Here is a 16,449-nt window from a genome sequence, read left to right as displayed (position 1 = left end):
AGTCGCCGCTCGACGCTGAACAAGCTGTCTTATGAGCGATTTCGCGCGCGGAGACATTGCTTTGCAGAATTGTCACGGGCGAAACGAAAGTGTCGGTGCAGCGATATTGTTGCATGCGGCTTAGCCGTTGCGACAACAACATAAGGAGTAACGTCAATCATTGAGAAGATTGGGCGCCGCGCGGTTCACGCGCTCGACGATCTGCTCGCATTTGTAATGAAGACGCGAGAGAGTGAGAGGCTACGCGCTATGTTGACACGCCTGCACCGTTTGCGATGTGGCGCGAAGCTGAAGAAGACAATTGCCCTAGTTGCCGCGGGGGCTCTGACGGGATGCGGCGCGCCACTCACGTGGCAGGACACTCACACCAAACCTGACGTAATGGATGAGGTTCGTAATCAGGATCTGCTTCCCCGATTTCCGGAACGCACCGCAGAAGCCGATCTGCAAGGCACTGTCCGGCCAGGTCGCGCCCAACTCTTTTCGGCCGAGCCGGTCTCTTCTATGCAGGCAATCGTGGCCCCGGCGACGAGTACCGGCACCGGTCCCGGGTATGAACTGAATTTCGAAAACGCCACGATTGCGTCGGTTGCAAAAACTGTACTCGGCGACATCCTGAAGACGAGCTACACAATCGACCCGCGTGCTCAGGGCAATATCAATATTGCGTCGGGAAGGCCGGTTCCGAAGCAGGACTTGCTGTTCGTGTTCGAGAGTGCGCTCCGATTGGCAGGAGTCGCGCTCGTCCGCGACGGCGCCGCTTATCGAATTGTCCCACAGACAGAGGCACTCGCAGCCGGCAGTCTTGATTCGCAGCCTGCAAACGTGGAGCCGGGATTTGGCGTCTCTGTCGTGCCGCTTCAATACATATCGGCCGGGACGCTGATGCAGCTCCTGGATAGTTTTGCTACGAAGCCCGGTGCGGTTCGCGTGGATAAGGCTCGCAACATGCTGCTGGTTCAGGGCACAGGGCCCGAGCGTCGCACGGTCGTCGATACGGCTGTTGGTTTCGACGTTGATTGGATGCGGGGGCAGTCAGTCGGTATCTTTCCACTCCAGAACAGCGCTCCTGAGCCTGTCCTGACAGAACTCGAAAAAATCTTGAATTCAAAGGAAGGCGACGTTGGGCACGATCTTGTCAAGTTTCAGGTAATGGAGCGCCGCAACGCGATTTTGGCGGTAACCTCCAAGCCGCAGCTCCTGCGAACGGTCCAGACTTGGATTGGCCGACTCGACGCATCAGATCCTGCCCGTGTTGTTGTACATGTCCGCCGGGTCAAGTACGGCGACGCCCGGCAGCTCGCGAAAGTGCTCGGCGAAATCTTCGGCGGAGGCAGCTCAAATGCAACCGACAGCGCGGCGGGACAGGTCGCGCCTGGGAGCGGTTTGGTGAGGACATCGTCCAATGCCGACCGACTACCAGCCATCTCAACGACTTCCAGCTCCTCCACAAGCACAAAAGGCAATACTGATTTCGGCGGAGGCGCACTCGGGGGCGGATCGCGAACAGGGAACGACACTGGCGGCTCGGAGCTACAGAGCGCTGGCCTTAGCGGCAGGCCCGTGATGGAGGGGATTCGCATCGCAGCCGACGTTTCCACGAACTCCCTGCTTATCTATGCGAACGCTCAGAATTACCGGACCGTCGAACAGACCATACGCCAGCTCGACCAACCGCAGGCTCAAGTCGCGATCGATGCGACCATCGCTGAAGTTACGCTCAACAACAATCTGAGCTACGGGGTTCAATTTTTCATCCAAAGCAAAAACCTCGGTATGGCTCCCGATCGAGGCTCCGCCCTGAACGTCCCAAGCTCCCCCCCAGGACAGCAGTCGAGCGTCCTCAATGGCGTCGCATCCGCTTTCCTTAACCGCGCCTTCCCAGGCTTTAATTTCCTCGTCGGCCCTGAGGCGCAGCCCAACATGATCATAGATGCGCTGCACGCGGTGACAGATGTCAAGATATTATCGAACCCTTCGCTGGTTGTGATCGACAATCAGGTCGGCACACTACTCGTTGGGAACGAGATCCCGGTATCGACCGGCACCGGCAACGTTCTCAATTCGGCGACCGGCACCAACAACACGATCATCAACTCAATCGACTATCGCAACACCGGCATTATCTTGCGCGTCATTCCTCGGGTTAGTCCCGACGGCAACGTGCGCCTCGATATCGAGCAAGAAATCAGTCAGGCGACGAACGCGACCGCGAACTCGCTCACGCCGACCGTCTCGCAACGCAAAGTGAAGAGCTCTGTCGCCGTGCCGAACGGGCAAACCGTACTCTTGGCAGGCCTCATTCAGGAAAACACTGAAGTCGATCGTGGTGGGATTCCGGTTCTCGACGAGATACCGAAAATTGGCGACCTCCTGTCGCACCAGAACAAGACGACGACCCGGACCGAGCTCATTATCTTCATCCGTCCGCAAGTCATTCGGGACAGCATTGCCGCCCACTACGTCGCCGAGGAGTTTCGGGCAAAGCTGCGCGGAACGGTCGAGTCCCTTCCTTCCAAGGGAAGACAACCGCCACTACTTCAATGAAGGAGCAACGAGGAAAATGCCGGAACGCCTCTCGCGTTGCTCGCAAAAGTTTCTCACGTTCCGAGCACCGACCCACGTCACGGTCACGGCGGCATTCGTCCTCTGCGCCGTCTGCATGGCGACGAGCGTCGCAGCGGATCCGAGCTCCGCAGGCCTCCTCGGGGCGGCATTCTCCGCCGTTGCCATCGCAATCGCCGTTATAGATGCGCGACTCTTCGTAATACCAGACGAACTGACCATCCTGGCGCTTGTACTCGGATTGGCAAACGTGTTCGTGCAACCTCCAGACTGGATGGTGCCGACGCTCGCGACGGCAGCATCGCGCGGAGCGGCATTAGCCGCGATGTTCTGGCTATTGCGCATCGCCTACAGGTCCGTCCGTCTGCGCGACGGCATCGGGTTGGGGGACGTCAAACTCGCCGGCGTTGCTGGAGTCTGGCTCGATTGGAATCTGATTCCAATCGCAATCGAGGTCGCGGCCGGATCAGCTTTAATCGCCTGCGGAATTGCGGCGCTTCTCCGTCGCGACAGCATCCAAGCCATCACCCGGCTGCCGTTCGGTCTGTTCTTCGCGCCAGCCATTTGGGTCACATGGCTGATATGGAAGGTCTGGTGAGGTTCGAATGATCGTTGCAGATTGCAAATCGACTCGGGAACATCTATGAAGAATGCACGCCCCCTGATCGGAACTTTGTTCCTCACACTGTGGACTATCGGCAACGTGTTCGGCGCCGAACTCTCCGAAAACGGGCGCTCATTCGCGCGGCGACATGTTTCGGCGGCGGGCGGTGCGATTGAAGCATGCCGGTCCGCTCGAGCCGCAGCTGTCTTGGGCTTCAGGCACGAACATGGCTTCAATGTCCCGCAGTCCTACGAGATAGCCGCGGCGTATTACCACACGGCAGCCGCATGCGGTGATCCGACAGGCCAATATTTGTTCGGCCTCTCCTACGATAAGGGGCATGGCGTTGCGCAGGATGGCGTTCTTGCGTACATGTGGCTGAATTTGGCTGCCGCCCACGCTCCTCAGCTACGGCGCCCGTATTACCTTCGAACAAGAGACGCGGTAGCCAATAATCTCACGCCTGCACAACTCAGCCAAGCTCAATGGCTAGCCATTCAATGGCGGCCCGGAACGGCACCTTAATCCCACTTTTCGAGGTTCCGACCAGGCCTTCTTCGATCATGTGCGAATGGTGCTAGCCGTCGCTTTTCGCGGCGCAGCTAGGATGCATCTGTAGACTCTCGGTTCGGCGGCGTGGCGGTCGACGTCGGTTCTGATCTGCTCGGGTTCGGCGCACGAGCCACCGGTCTTGCGCGCCTTCTGCTCAATTCCTTCGCTCGGAATAGCGAAATTCACAGCGAGCAGATCATTGCCGTGCCTTCTTAAGTTACGCCTTGCTTGCGTATTCACGTGGAGCCAGCCCGGCAATTTGGCTATAAAATGCGGAAAGTCAGTCCCATGGGCGGGTGACAAGGTCTGCCGGAGTTGCCGCCCCGGCGCCGAGCGGTTTTGGCGGTCCCAATCCGTCCAACATGATTGCATCGCCTTCCGGCGGCACCAACCTACTCCGCATGCGCCGGCTCGGGCTGTCCTGTGTTCGTGCTGAATTCGTTACTGGGCGTCGTTGCCGAGTAAGAACTCTGCGGCGTAGCACTATATATATCGCGTCAGGGCCCAGAGTTGTGTTACCGCACACAGTTCGAGGGGATGACGGAGCGTGCGCGGTAAGACCCTCACGATCCATATTCGGCCGCAGCCAGTCCAAGAAGGATAGCCAGCACGAAACTTCTTGGGCATCGTTTGAACGCGGCTGCTGGAAGTCGCCTGAGTTGCCGATGCGAAGCGCGGGCCCCCGAGCCCTAGAGACCGATCCGGTCACGTCTTGTACAAGCTATACAGATTGGATTCGAAGCTCGCTTCTGCGACCCTGAACCAGGTCACGATGTCCTCACGAAACTTCAGCCATTCGCTGTAGATCTTGCGAAACTCGGCATTCTTCTCCGTCTCTTCGGCGTAGAGCGAGAATGCCGCGCGATAGCCGCCCTCCATGATCTCGCGCGAGAATGGCCTGAGCTCGGTGCCGTTTGCGATCAGCCGACGCAGCGGCGCCATGTTGCTGGCGTCGTAATGCGACAGCATGTCCCAGGAGGCCTCCGCGGCGGCCACCTCGAATGCCCGCTGATAATGAGCAGGCAAGGCCGACCAAGCCTTCGCTCCTACATAGAAGGCCAACTGCCCCGTGCAATCCCACCAGCCCGGGTAATAGTAATATTTTGCGACTTTGTTGAAGCCCAGCTTCTCGTCATCGTAGGGGCCGACCCATTCGACCGCGTCAATCGTGCCTCTTTCTAGTGCAGCATAGGTGTCGCCGCCGGCAATGTTCTGAGGAACGACGCCGAGGCGTGCGACCACGTCGCCCGCAATGCCGGGGATGCGCATCTTGAGGCCCTTCAGATCATTGAGCGTATTGACCTCGCGGCGAAACCAACCGCCCATCTGCACGCCCGTGCTGCCGCCGGGAAAGTTCACGACGCCGTAGGACTTGAAGAACTCCCTGAACAGTTCGAGCCCGCCGCCGCGATACATCCACGACAGATGCTGGCGTGGCGTCATTCCGAACGGCAGCCCGGTGTCGATCGCAAACGCCTTGTTCTTGCCGCTGTAGTAGATCGATGCCGTGTGTCCTATCTCGACCGTTTCGCTCTGCACGGCATCGAGTACCTGCAGGCCTGGCACGATTTCCCCGGGGCCGAACACCTGAATCTGGAAGCCGCCATCCGTCATCTCCTCGACGTGCTTGGCAAGGCGAACGGCGATACCGTGAATGGTGTCGAGGTTCTTGGGATAGCTGGACGCCAGGCGCCAGCGGATCGTGGCCTTTTGCGCTCGGACGACAGAGGGGGCGGTCAGCGGCAACAGGCCGACCGCGGCAACTCCAACAATAGCTCGACGGGTCTTCATGGTTCCACCCTGGTTCTTTATGATTGTTGATTGTCGTAGGTTGGATCGCTGACGGCGTGCCCGCTCCTCCGGCGCGCCGTCCGCCAATCTAGAGCTTCCGTTCCATCACGGCATCGAAATTGGTGACGGGCGGAAAGGCTTCCTTGTCGATGACGACGTCGATCACGAACGGATTGGATGCCTTCATTGCGACCGCCATGGCTGCCACAAATTCCTCGCGATTGGTGGCGCGTGCGCCCCTTGCACCCAGCGCGATTCCGGCCGCGGCGAAGTCGACGCGCCCGAAATCGTTCGCTTCCGCAACCACATTTCCCTTCCAGCGATATTTCTCGTGATATTCGAAGGCGAGCGCGCTGTTGTTCATGACGATGATCACGACCGGCAGCCTGTAGCGAACCGCCGTCTCGACATCAGCCAGGTGATAGCCGGCGCCGCCGTCGCCGGTAATGCATACCACCTTCTCCGATCGCGCGATCTGGACGCCGAGCGAGGCGGGGAGCGCCCAGCCGAGCGATCCGACTGCGCGGAAGAAGGCGTCGTAACGCAGCGTCGGGAACAGCACGCCGGTCCAGGCAGCCATGTAACCTGTGTCTGCGACCAGCGTGATCTCGCTGCCATAGCGGGAGAGCTCGTCGAGCACCGAAAGCGGGGAGAGGGCCGTGTTGCCACCTGACGCAGCGAGTTGTTCGCGGTGATTAGCTGTCCATTTATCAGTATCGCGGCGGCAGCGGTCCAGCCAGGCGGACGATGTCCGCAAATTCTGCTGTTTAACGAGGTCAAGTAGGTCGGTGAGGAAGATCTTGATGTCGGCGCGGACACCGAGGCGTGGCGCGTAGGTGTTAATGAGGGAAGCCGGATCATGGTCGATCTGGATCACGGTCGCCTTGCGGCTCGGCAAAGTGTAGCCGTTGGTTGCCAGTCCGCCCAATCGGGTCCCGAGAGCGAGGGCGCAATCGGCCTCTGCCACGAGCTTGTTGGCGCTCACCGAGGAATAGCGTCCGACGATGCCGCAGAAATTCGGGTGTGACGTCAGAATGGCCGGCTTGCCGCCAGCCGTGGCGACGATCGGGATGCCCGCAAGGTCCGACAGCAGTGCCAGTTCGGCCCACGCGCCGGCAAGCCGCACGCCCTCGCCGACAAACAGAACCGGGCGCTCCGCGCGCTTGAGGAGGTCGAGCGCCGTAGCAACCTCGGTGCCGAGCGCACGCACCTTGCTGGCGGCATTTGAGTAGGAACGTTCTAGCCGGTTCGCGGTTTGCGGGTCCCCGGGCAGCGCGAAGAAATTCTTCGGCACGTCGAGATGGGTGGGTCCGCATGTCGGTGTCGCCGCGATGTGAAGCGCCTGCGAGACGAGACTCCCAGTCATCTCAGGAGCGGCGACGGCACCGTTCCACTTCGTGACGGGCTGGAAAATGACATGTTGGTCGAGGTCCTGATACTCGTTCATGTGCAGGGCTTGCGTCGCGGTCGCTCCTGTCAGCGCGAATACCGGCGATTGGGCCCAGACGGCATCTGCCAGTGCGGCCGCGACGTTGGCGGCGCCGGGCCCGGCCTGCCCATAGGCCGGCGCGACGCGGCCGCTGGCGCGGGCATAACCGTCCGCCATGTAGACCGCGCTGGCCTCGCTGCGTGCGACCACCATTCGAATTCCGGCATCGCGAAGCGCGATCCACAACGGCTGGTCGCCGCCGGTGAGGAGGAAGAAGTTCTCGACACCGGCATGCTTTAGCGCAGCGGTGATGTCGGTGGCCACGTTGTTTGTCATTCTAGTCCTCCCCGCGCGGGTTCGTCGACCTGCAACGTCAATAAAGTATGTCATACCGTATTATTGCAAAAGATATTTTGTCAAACCTCCCTCAGGGCGCGTAGTAAGCAATAGCTTGACCTCACTAAAAGCCAATAATACGATATTATGATTCCAGATATTTATGCTGCAGGGAGGCGTTCCGTGAAGAAGTACCAGATGTATATCGGTGGAAAGTGGGAGGATCCGGCCTCGGGCGAGTGGTTCGAGACCATGAATCCCTACACCGCCGAGCCATGGGCGTTGATCCCGCGCGGCAATGCCGAGGATGCCGCGCGCGCAGTCCAGGCGGCGCATCGGGCGATGAATGTGGGGCCGTGGCCCAAGCTGAATGCAACGCAGCGCGGCGCGCTGATGCGCAAGCTGGGGGACCTGATCGCGGCGAATGCAGAGCGGCTCGCCGAGATCGAAGTGAGGGACAACGGCAAGCTGATCAGCGAGATGCGAGGGCAGCTCAATTACATTCCGCAATGGTACTATTACTTCGGCGGCCTCGCGGACAAGATTCAGGGCTCGGTCATCCCGATCGACAAGCCCAACATGTTCACCTACACCAAGCACGAGCCGGTCGGCGTCGTCGTCGGTATCATCCCCTGGAATTCGCCGTTGATGCTGGTCGCCTGGAAGCTTGCGCCGGCGCTGGCGGCCGGAAATACCGTGGTGCTCAAGCCCTCGGAATTCACCTCCGCATCGCTCCTCGAGATGATGGCGCTGGTGGAGGAGGCGGGCTTCCCCCCTGGGGTCATCAACGTGGTTACCGGCTTTGGCAATGAGGTCGGGCCGGCGCTGGTCGAGCATCCTCAGGTCGCCAAGGTCGCGTTCACCGGCTCCGATGCCACCGGCCAGAAGATCTACAAGGGCGCTGCGCGCGGCCTGAAACGCGTCAGCCTGGAGCTGGGCGGCAAGTCGCCCAATATCGTGTTCGACGACGCCAATCTCGACAATGCGGTCAACGGCGCCATTGCCGGAATCTTCGCGGCCGTCGGGCAGGCGTGCATCGCCGGTTCGCGAATGCTGGTACAGGAATCTGTCCACGACGCCTTCGTCGAAAAGCTCCTGAAGGCGGCGGCCACGATCAAGATGGGCGATCCAATGCAGAACGAAACACAGGTCGGGCCGGTCGCCAACCGGCCGCAGTTCGACAAGGTCCTCGCCTATATGGAGATCGGCAAGAAGGATGGCGCGCATCTGGCACTCGGAGGCGATCGTGCCCATCGGCCGGAATGCGGCAAGGGTCTCTTCGTCGAGCCCACGGTCTTCACCGGCGTCAAGAACAGCATGAGGATCGCGCAGGAGGAGGTGTTCGGCCCGATCCTGTCCGTGATCCCATTTCGCGATGAGGAGGAAGCCGTCGAGATCGGCAACGACATCCTCTTTGGTCTGGCCGCAGGCGTCTGGACGCAGAACATGAAGCGCGCCCATGTCATGGCTGACCGGCTAAAGGCCGGCATGGTCTGGGTCAATACCTACCGCACGGTGAGCTACATGGCCCCGTTCGGCGGTTACAAGCGCAGCGGTCTCGGTCGCGAAAACGGCATCGAGGCCATCAACGAATACATGCAGACCAAGACCGTCTGGATGAGCAGCGGCGACGAGCCCTATCCGTTCGTGCTGCGATAAATCGCTGAGTTAGGTGATCCAGGGCGCATCGTCTCGGGATCAATTGCTAATTGCTCGTAATATAGTACTATAAGATTTAATGGCCCCTGGGACCAACCCGTGGGGAACGAGGAAACAGGGAGGAGCGCCGCATGAGAGCCGCATCGGTCGTCATCTTGGCCATCGCGGGCCTGTGTCTATCGGGCATGCCGGGACAGGCGCAAACAAAGTCAGTCGTCCTGAAGGGAGCCACTCTGATCGACGGAGCGGGTGGAAAGCCGCTTCCCGATTCCGTCTTGGTCATTCGCGACGGACGCATCGCGGCCGTTGGGTCCGTAACGGCGGTGCCGGTGCCATCCGATGCCGATGTCGTTGACCTCAAGGGCAAGTCCATCATCCCCGGCATGATCTCGGATCATTCCCATGTGGGTATCGTCAGGGGCCTCAAGGCGAGTCCGGACAACTATAATCGCGACTACATCTTGTCCCAACTTCGACAGTGGGAGGCCTATGGCGTCACCACGATCACGTCGCTGGGCCTGAACGCACCTGAATTCTACGATCTGCGAGCGGATCTACATGCCGGCAAGGCGCCAGGGGCCGACATCTTTGGCGCCGACCGCGGCATTGGGGTTGCGATGGGAGCACCGCCCGTGGCGATCGTTCCCGTCGGCCCGAACCAGATCTATCGCCCGGATACGCCCGACGCAGCGCGCGAAGCGGTGAGGGAGATGGCGGGACGCAAGACCGACCTGATCAAGATCTGGCTTGACGACTTCGGCAAGCTGCTGCCAGTCAAAGTGAAGCCGGAGGTCTATACCGCCGCCGTCGACGAGGCCCACAAGAACGCGCTTCGGGTCGCCTTCCACATCAACGACCTCGAAGATGCTCAGGCCGCCCTGAAGGCCGGCGCTGACATTCTGGCGCACGGCATCCGTGACAAAGAGATCGATCCGCCGACGATCGAATTGATGAAGAAGAATGCCGCCTGGTACGTTCCCACCTTGGCGCTCGACGATTCAAATTTCATTTTTGCCGACAAGCCGCAGGTCTCGGCGGATCCGTTCGTGAACCGGGCACTGGATCCCGCCGTGAAGACGCAATTGGAGGATCCGGCTTGGCAGCAGAAGGTCCATGACGCACCAGCTTCCGAGCGCGCCCGCAAGGCGCTGGCGATGAACCAGAAGAACCTGATGACGCTTTACAAGGCAGGTATCGGCATCGGGTTCGGATCCGATTCCGGCGTGGGCCTGCGTTTCCCCGGCATTGCCGAACATCGTGAGCTCGATCTCATGGTTGAAGCCGGCCTCACGCCGATGCAGGCGCTGACCATCGCGACCAGCGGCGCGGCGAAGCTGCTCAAGCTGGATGACCGCGGTGTCCTGCTAGCTGGCAAGCTCGCCGATCTCGTCGTGCTCGACGCCGATCCATCGGCCGACATAGCCAACGTCCACAAGATCTCGGCGGTCTGGCACCGCGGAAAACCTGTTGCAGGGCCGATCGCAACGTTTGCGCAGCGATAAGGAGAATGGGCGGGGCCGGCGACGCTTGCATGCCGTCCTGGGCCACCCCCCGAACTGTTGGTCCGAAGTCTTGTTCTCGATCATCACCTCGGGAGAAACACATGGGACAACTGACACGACGTGCCGTGCTCGCCGGCGCACTCGCCACCCCCTTTGTTGCCAGGGCAGAGGACTGGCCTGCGGGTCAGATGAAGTTCATCATCCCGTTTCCTGCCGGCGGAACGCTGGACGCTATCGCCCGTCTGGTTCAGCCGGGTTTGCAGCAGAGACTGGGAACGACGATCATCATCGAAAACCGTCCGGGCGCAGCGGGCAGCATCGGCGCGGCGGCAGTGGCGAAGTCACCGCCAGATGGCCGCACGTGGCTGTTCGTATTCGATACTCACGCGACCAACCCGGTGACGCAGCCGAGCCTGCCATATAATTCCGAGACAGATCTGGATCCGGTCATGCTGGTCGGTACGGCGCCGAACATCATTGCCTGTCAGCCGTCACGCCCTTACCAGACTTTGGCTGAGTTGATCGCTGCGTCGAAAGCCAAGCAGGGCGGCTTCGCATTTGCGTCGGCTGGAACGGCGAGTCTTGGCCATCTCACGATGCTGCTGCTTGCCAAACGCTCCGGCGCGCAGTGGAGCCACGTTGCCTATAAGGGAGCAGCCCCCGCGGTGAACGACGCGATTGCGGGACATATTGACCTGATCATCGCAGCGACCACGGTGCTCAACAGCCAGATCGACGCCAAGTTGCTGCGCCCTCTCGCTCAGACCGGCGCAACACGCCACCCGACCCTTCCCGACGTACCGACGCTCGCCGAAAGCGGGTTTCCCGATCTCGTCGCGACGCCTTGGTGGGGACTGTATGCGCCCGGGAAGACGCCCAAACAGATCATCGCGCGTTTCAATACAGAGATGCGCGCGGTTCTGAAGGACGCCAGCGTGACGGGACGGATCAACGCGATGGGGCTGACGGTCGCTGCGAGCGATCCGGACTACATGCGCAACTTTTACGCGGAGCAGGCGCATATTTGGGGGCAGGTGGTTCGAGACAACGGTCTCCAGGCCGAGGGTGGATAGCAGATAGACCATCGCGCGGACCGGTTTTTACATCGTCACCCTACCGACCGGATTATTTGGTGCCGCGTCACGGCGCGGCCGTCCCCGCGGACGTTTCGCCCGAAGCGCGGCTTCCGCGTCCAGCGCGGCCTGGTGTTCCGCCGCCACCTCCAGCTGCTCCAGCACCTTGAGGGTTGCTCTCGCGCCCATGTTGACGTGATTGACGGCAGCCTGCCACGCCGCCTGCGGCTTCCGTGTGATGATCGCGTCGATTATCGCATGGACCTCGACAGCGTTTTCCTTCAGGCGTTCGGGCTGCGACAGAACAATGGGACGAAGATAGCTGAGACGTGCGCGAATGACGCTCACGAAGCCCTTGACGACGCTGTTGGCCGAAACGCTCATCAGGAATTCGTCGAGCTGATTCTTGCATTCGAGCACCTTAGCAACGCTACCTGATTTGAAGGCGCGGTCCAAATCTCGTTTGAGCCGGTGCAAGTCCTTGATTTCGCGCTCAGAGATCCGCTCGGCGGCGGTCCTTGCCGTCAGCCCTTCCAGCATACCCCTGACTTCATAGTGTTGCCGCGCCTCGTCGGGGGATACCCGCGCCACCACGGGTCCTTGATTGGGGATGTTGTCGACGATGCCCTCGGCCTCCAGTTGCCGCAGGGCTTCACGGACGGCAGTCCTACTGACGCCGGTCCATGCACACAGCTCGCCTTCCTTCAACCGCTCGCCTGGTTGAAAGCGGCCATCAATGATGGCGGTGCGCAGATTGCTTGCGACCTGTTGCCGGAGCGGTGCGGCCTTGGCCGGTACGCGCTGGACTTTGGAAACCTTCACGCAGTAATTCCTTGTACTAATTCGGTAATTGGTATCATACAATACTAGTTGATTATCCTGCTGCCTAGCTGCGATTTAGTCTCCTCAGGCTTGAGACGCTCGGACTGACATTGCCGAATATCCAACTTGCACTGGGCGAGAACGAGCCGCGGTCGAAAGAGTTGCCGCCGCACGCGCCTTGCCATCCTTGCTCACCAGGCGTCAAGGTCGGAAAGGGGTCCTGCGGATTGCGGCTCAACGAAGCACGTTCTCGCGGTCCTTTTCGCAGATCGCCGTTCAGGCCCCGCAGACCCATTCATACCTACGATGCCGGAGAGCTCGGCAGCCGCCGCCCTTGCGATGCGTTTGCCCAAGCTAGCTGGCGAATGGGCGAGGAAGAAACCAACGTCTACTGGTGCGCTCTGCCAGGCTCGCATAAGCTGAGTGGCTAACATGTGAGGGCCAAAAATTCATGCGGCAAGCTCGGTTTGACGGTTGGTTGCAGAGCTGTCGCGGTCCCGTCCGCACAAGCCGAACGGCATTTGCTATGTATCAATTCGCCCGTTCATAAGCCATGGACCTACGACAGCTTCGGTACTTCGTTTTCGTCGCGGATCTGAAGAGCATCGCCCGCGCTTCGGCTCACCTCGGCGTAGCAGGCCCTGCCATCAGCCGGTCAATCAGTGCTCTCGAAGACGAACTGCGAACGCCGCTGTTCGACCGAGACGGGAGAGGCATGCAGATGACGGAAGCAGGCCTCATGCTGCACCGAAGCGCATCCCAAATCCTGCGCGACGTGGAGCTTGTTCGTCAGGAGGTCATGGCCGAAGGAAAACACCTGACCGGCGACGTGATTATCGGAGCCACGCCGTCGGTTATCGCCATGGCGGGAGCGGAGCTCATCAGGGCCTGTCGCGAACGTCTGCCTCGCGTTCGTCCGCGCTTACTTGAGGGATATAGCGCTTATTTGCAAAACTGGGTGCTGACCGGCTCGATCGATGTCGCATTAGTCAACGGCCTTCAGCCAGATAGCCCGCGCCTCGTCAGTGAGTGCCTTGCCGTCGAGCGGCTGTTCGCCATCGGGCCACCAGGGATGTTCGCTGGCGATCCGGTCGGCCTTGCGAGCCTCCTTGAACATGCTCTGCTGCTTCCGTCGGCTCAAAATCCGATCCGAAGTTTGCTGGATGCGGGCGCCGCTGGCCTCAATCTCTCCGTATCCACGGTGCTGGAGATCGATTCCGTTACCCTTCTGAAAGACCTCGTGCGACAGGGCCTTGCTCCCGCTGTCCTCCCCTTCGGCGCTGTCAAATACGAGCTCGAGACTGGCGTCTTGAGCGCCAGCCCCATTGTCACCCCCGAAATCAGAAGCGATCTGGACCTCATTTACCTTGCCGATCGTCCGCCAACGCGAGTGGCATCCGAGGTGATCGACATGCTTCTGGAAATCCTACGCCAGATCGTTTCCAAAAAGGAGCCGAATGGTTTCGTCGAGATCCGGCATCGCGCCAGCGTCCGCCGCAAGGCAAAGACGTAGCCAAATCGCCGACAGCCAGAAGCGCGTGCCCACATAGCTCGATAGTGTCCACTGCTCGTAAAGGCCGGTGCGCAACACTCGAAACGAGGCAATGGTACCGGAGCCAAAGGCCATCATGGGTGTTAAGCGCTGGCGACTTCGCAATGAAGGCGTGATCCCTTTGTCGGCCTAACTGTTTCTGCGCGTTTGAGATGGGGCGTCTGAGGTTGACCTTCGCCAAACCGTCGCACGGATTCCGGCCGCCGTGAACGGCAGCAACTCCAGCCAAGGCTCAATTTCCCAGACCGTGATCTTCACTGGCCTTTCCGCGTCGGAATTGTGGGGCAGGCAGGGGTCAATGTCGATTTCACCAAGCGTAAGTTTCATGTTCATGAGCGCGCCGACGAATACAATCAGCTCGGCCGCCCGAAATCAGGCTCGGAGGAGCGTTCGTCCCATTGCCGCCGATCGCATTCAATGCGTTGCGTGAATGGAGGCTGCAATGTCCCAAGCCCGATCTCGGATCGGTGTTTCCAGTCCGGTGAAGGACGTCGAGATCGTCACCCGCGATTACATGGTCAAACGGGGCCCTGTGACCGGTGCAAATCGCCGCCGGTATCACCAAGTTAGGTAAGGCTCCAACGAGAAGGCCATGGACGCCGCAAAATATCCGGGCTTCACTCTCTTTCGGCACTTCTTTGCGAGCTGATATATAAACCGCAAGGTTGATGGCGGGCTTGAATTGCGGCGCCTAAGGTGGTCCAGGAGCGGCTCGGCCATTCGGTACTGGGGCAGTTGGATTGTGACGCCATTAGAGTGCGTCGATGGCAGTTTCGATAGGGAGGAAAAATGTTCGGGACCCAATCGGACTTTCTATGAATTCCGCTTCTTTCCAAAAAGCGGCAGCCTTCTCATCGATCGCGTGTACCAGGATGGCGCGAATACCGATCGTTTCAGATGCGTGAACGATTTGGTGGAGGGCATGTTGAAGCAGGTCTTGGCCGAGCCCCTTGCCCTTGTAGGTAAGATCTCGCGCCAAGCGGCCTATAATGGCTACAGGTACGGGATTTGGGAGTCCGTGCCTTTTTATGGGCGGCTTGGGAATTGCAGCCCTCTCAACACTTCCAGAGGCGATGCAGTAGTAGCCTACGACCGAATTGCCCTCGCAAACAACATAGGTGCGAGCAGTCTTGCCCTCGCTGTCGAGGGCGCGATTCTTCAACCAATCGGTCAGGGCTTCATTACCGCAATCAAAGCGGCTAAAGTCATGCGTCGGCTTGAGAAGCGTGGGGGAGGTTATGCCCGCACGCTTCCTCGGATGTTCGATTACTTCTGCCAAAGCGGCTTACGCTTCATCAGTGCCTTCAACTTGGTCCCGGCCGGAGGCGGGTTATCAAGTGCATTCAAGAAGGCATCGTGCTTCTCTGGATCAAGGACAAATAACCTTTGGTCCAAAAGCACATCGATGGCATGTTGCCGCGCACTATCCAGCATGAATTCGCTAAGCGTCTTGCCCACCGCCACTGCAGCGGTATCGATCAAGTGCTTTACCTGTGCGGTAGCGCGAATGTGGATATTGGTTTCGCTCCGGACGCGGCGCGACCTTACTCGCGCCGCAGGGCGCTGTAGTGCTGCTTCCATTGCGGTTACTCCTCACTTCTTATGAAGCGTTATATTGCATTCGTGTACACAATGTCAACACGGTTCGAATGGTTCCGAAGAAACTATCCAAAAAAGGGCCGAAGAGGACATAAGTGACCAATGGATCAACCGAAACGTTCACATAACCCAACTTAACTCCCCAAGTCGATTCTCAACGGGCGAGGTCCCTGGCAACGGTCGGAAAACCAAAAGCGGAAAAAACCCAGCTGCGGTCGAGCGGGGTCGCCGCTTGCTTGGTCAATGCCAAACTAAGCCGCTGTCGGCGTCTCAAATGATTGGACATCCCGGCGCAGATGTCGTCGATCGGCGACATTCTAAAATGTTGTCAAACGCTGACATTTCCGATTGTCAGCGAACGGCGACACGGTAATGTAAGCGATCGCTGACATTTGGATGTTCCATGCTCACACGTACCGCAGCCGATCTTGGCGCCGTCATCCGCGACCGGCGCAAGCGCCTCAAGCTCGATCAGTCGACGCTAGCTAAACAGGTTGGTGTCAGTCGCCAATGGATCATCGAAGTCGAGCATGGCCACCAGCGCGCAGAACTCGGGCTCATCCTTCGCGTCCTTGATGCTCTCGGCATCAAGCTCGATGCAGACAGCAATCTCTCCTCGGGCCACGCCGCCCCGAAGTCCGCCGTCGATCTGGATGCCATTGTGGCGAAAGCCAAGAAAGGCAAGCCATAATGGCCGAGCTCATTGCACTCCTTGAACGAAGTCGGTCGCGTCCGTAGTGATGCACGCGGCCGGCTGATCGTCGACGTTGGAAATCAGTGCATTGAACGTCATGCGTCGAAAAAGTTCTTTCGCATCCTTTCCCGGCTCCTCCGTGACCCGGCGCATCTCTTCCGCCATCAACACATAGGACCAGCGATCGCGCATCTCGACGGCTTCATCAGCTCGCAAACCGGTTAGCCCGCTGATCATCCGCGAACGCAAATATCCCTTGCCCGTCTACGTG

General features: G+C 59.7%; 14 protein-coding genes and 1 pseudogene. 9 read left to right on the top strand and 6 right to left on the bottom strand.

Annotated elements, in window-relative coordinates; all coding sequences use genetic code 11:
• Window positions 1-249 precede the first annotated feature (249 nt).
• From gspD to XH89_RS38455, 3 genes are read left to right on the top strand one after another with little or no spacing between them, the layout of a single operon-like run.
• Window positions 250-2,547 (top strand): type II secretion system secretin GspD, encoded by a 2,298-nt coding sequence (gene gspD, locus XH89_RS38465; protein WP_128955149.1) that lies wholly within the window; start codon window positions 250-252, stop codon window positions 2,545-2,547.
• Window positions 2,548-2,563: 16 nt separating this feature from the next.
• Window positions 2,564-3,163, top strand: a complete 600-nt coding sequence (locus tag XH89_RS38460; RefSeq protein ID WP_128930076.1) for an A24 family peptidase — start codon at window positions 2,564-2,566, stop codon at window positions 3,161-3,163.
• 45 nt (window positions 3,164-3,208) lie between these two features.
• Complete coding sequence (locus tag XH89_RS38455) at window positions 3,209-3,694, top strand: SEL1-like repeat protein (protein WP_128930077.1); 486 nt, start codon at window positions 3,209-3,211, stop codon at window positions 3,692-3,694.
• A 732-nt stretch (window positions 3,695-4,426) separates the two neighbouring features.
• On the opposite strand, the gene XH89_RS38450 is transcribed toward XH89_RS38455, so the two are convergent.
• Both XH89_RS38450 and XH89_RS38445 read right to left on the bottom strand, forming a co-directional pair.
• Window positions 4,427-5,512: a TRAP transporter substrate-binding protein gene (locus XH89_RS38450; RefSeq protein ID WP_128930203.1), complete on the bottom strand. Its 1,086-nt coding sequence runs from the start codon at window positions 5,510-5,512 to the stop codon at window positions 4,427-4,429.
• Between the two features lie 88 nt (window positions 5,513-5,600).
• Window positions 5,601-7,277 (bottom strand): thiamine pyrophosphate-binding protein, encoded by a 1,677-nt coding sequence (locus tag XH89_RS38445; protein WP_164933594.1) that lies wholly within the window; start codon window positions 7,275-7,277, stop codon window positions 5,601-5,603.
• 183 nt (window positions 7,278-7,460) lie between these two features.
• On the opposite strand from XH89_RS38445, the gene XH89_RS38440 reads away from it, so the two are divergent.
• The 3 genes from XH89_RS38440 to XH89_RS38430 all read left to right on the top strand — a co-directional run bounded on the left by XH89_RS38440 (window position 7,461) and on the right by XH89_RS38430 (window position 11,511).
• Window positions 7,461-8,936 carry an aldehyde dehydrogenase gene (locus XH89_RS38440; RefSeq protein ID WP_128955150.1) on the top strand — a complete coding sequence of 492 codons (1,476 nt, stop codon included), beginning with the start codon at window positions 7,461-7,463 and terminating at the stop codon, window positions 8,934-8,936.
• A 131-nt stretch (window positions 8,937-9,067) separates the two neighbouring features.
• Window positions 9,068-10,438, top strand: coding sequence for an amidohydrolase family protein (locus XH89_RS38435; RefSeq protein WP_128930081.1), 1,371 nt, complete (start codon window positions 9,068-9,070; stop codon window positions 10,436-10,438).
• 101 nt (window positions 10,439-10,539) lie between these two features.
• The gene (locus XH89_RS38430; protein WP_164933595.1) at window positions 10,540-11,511 is read left to right on the top strand and encodes a tripartite tricarboxylate transporter substrate binding protein; all 972 of its coding nucleotides are present in this window, start codon (window positions 10,540-10,542) and stop codon (window positions 11,509-11,511) included.
• A gap of 27 nt (window positions 11,512-11,538) precedes the next feature.
• On the opposite strand, the gene XH89_RS38425 is transcribed toward XH89_RS38430, so the two are convergent.
• Window positions 11,539-12,333, bottom strand: coding sequence for a GntR family transcriptional regulator (locus XH89_RS38425; RefSeq protein WP_128930083.1), 795 nt, complete (start codon window positions 12,331-12,333; stop codon window positions 11,539-11,541).
• Between the two features lie 553 nt (window positions 12,334-12,886).
• Here XH89_RS38425 and XH89_RS42235 point away from each other — a divergent pair.
• Together XH89_RS42235 and XH89_RS38420 are read left to right on the top strand one after the other, a co-directional pair.
• Window positions 12,887-13,009: pseudogene (locus XH89_RS42235) on the top strand (LysR family transcriptional regulator); the annotation flags it as partial.
• A gap of 39 nt (window positions 13,010-13,048) precedes the next feature.
• Window positions 13,049-13,846, top strand: coding sequence for a LysR substrate-binding domain-containing protein (locus tag XH89_RS38420; RefSeq protein WP_232995557.1), 798 nt, complete (start codon window positions 13,049-13,051; stop codon window positions 13,844-13,846).
• Between the two features lie 790 nt (window positions 13,847-14,636).
• On the opposite strand, the gene XH89_RS38415 is transcribed toward XH89_RS38420, so the two are convergent.
• Complete coding sequence (locus XH89_RS38415) at window positions 14,637-15,164, bottom strand: GNAT family N-acetyltransferase (RefSeq protein ID WP_128930085.1); 528 nt, start codon at window positions 15,162-15,164, stop codon at window positions 14,637-14,639.
• Window positions 15,152-15,466 carry a DUF1778 domain-containing protein gene (locus tag XH89_RS38410; protein WP_128930086.1) on the bottom strand — a complete coding sequence of 105 codons (315 nt, stop codon included), beginning with the start codon at window positions 15,464-15,466 and terminating at the stop codon, window positions 15,152-15,154. The genes XH89_RS38415 and XH89_RS38410 overlap by 13 nt, the downstream gene beginning before the upstream one ends.
• A gap of 421 nt (window positions 15,467-15,887) precedes the next feature.
• Between XH89_RS38410 and XH89_RS38405 the strand changes: the two genes are divergently transcribed.
• A complete protein-coding gene (locus XH89_RS38405; protein WP_128930087.1) occupies window positions 15,888-16,175 on the top strand; it encodes a type II toxin-antitoxin system Y4mF family antitoxin in 288 nt (95 codons plus the stop codon).
• 9 nt (window positions 16,176-16,184) lie between these two features.
• Here the strand turns inward: XH89_RS38405 and XH89_RS38400 are convergent, their stop codons facing one another.
• Window positions 16,185-16,415, bottom strand: coding sequence for a hypothetical protein (locus XH89_RS38400; protein WP_188637393.1), 231 nt, complete (start codon window positions 16,413-16,415; stop codon window positions 16,185-16,187).
• Window positions 16,416-16,449: the final 34 nt, after the last annotated feature.

The sequence above is a fragment of the Bradyrhizobium sp. CCBAU 53340 genome (assembly GCF_015291645.1).
GTDB lineage: Bacteria > Pseudomonadota > Alphaproteobacteria > Rhizobiales > Xanthobacteraceae > Bradyrhizobium.
This window is presented reverse-complemented; position numbering and strand designations above follow the sequence as displayed.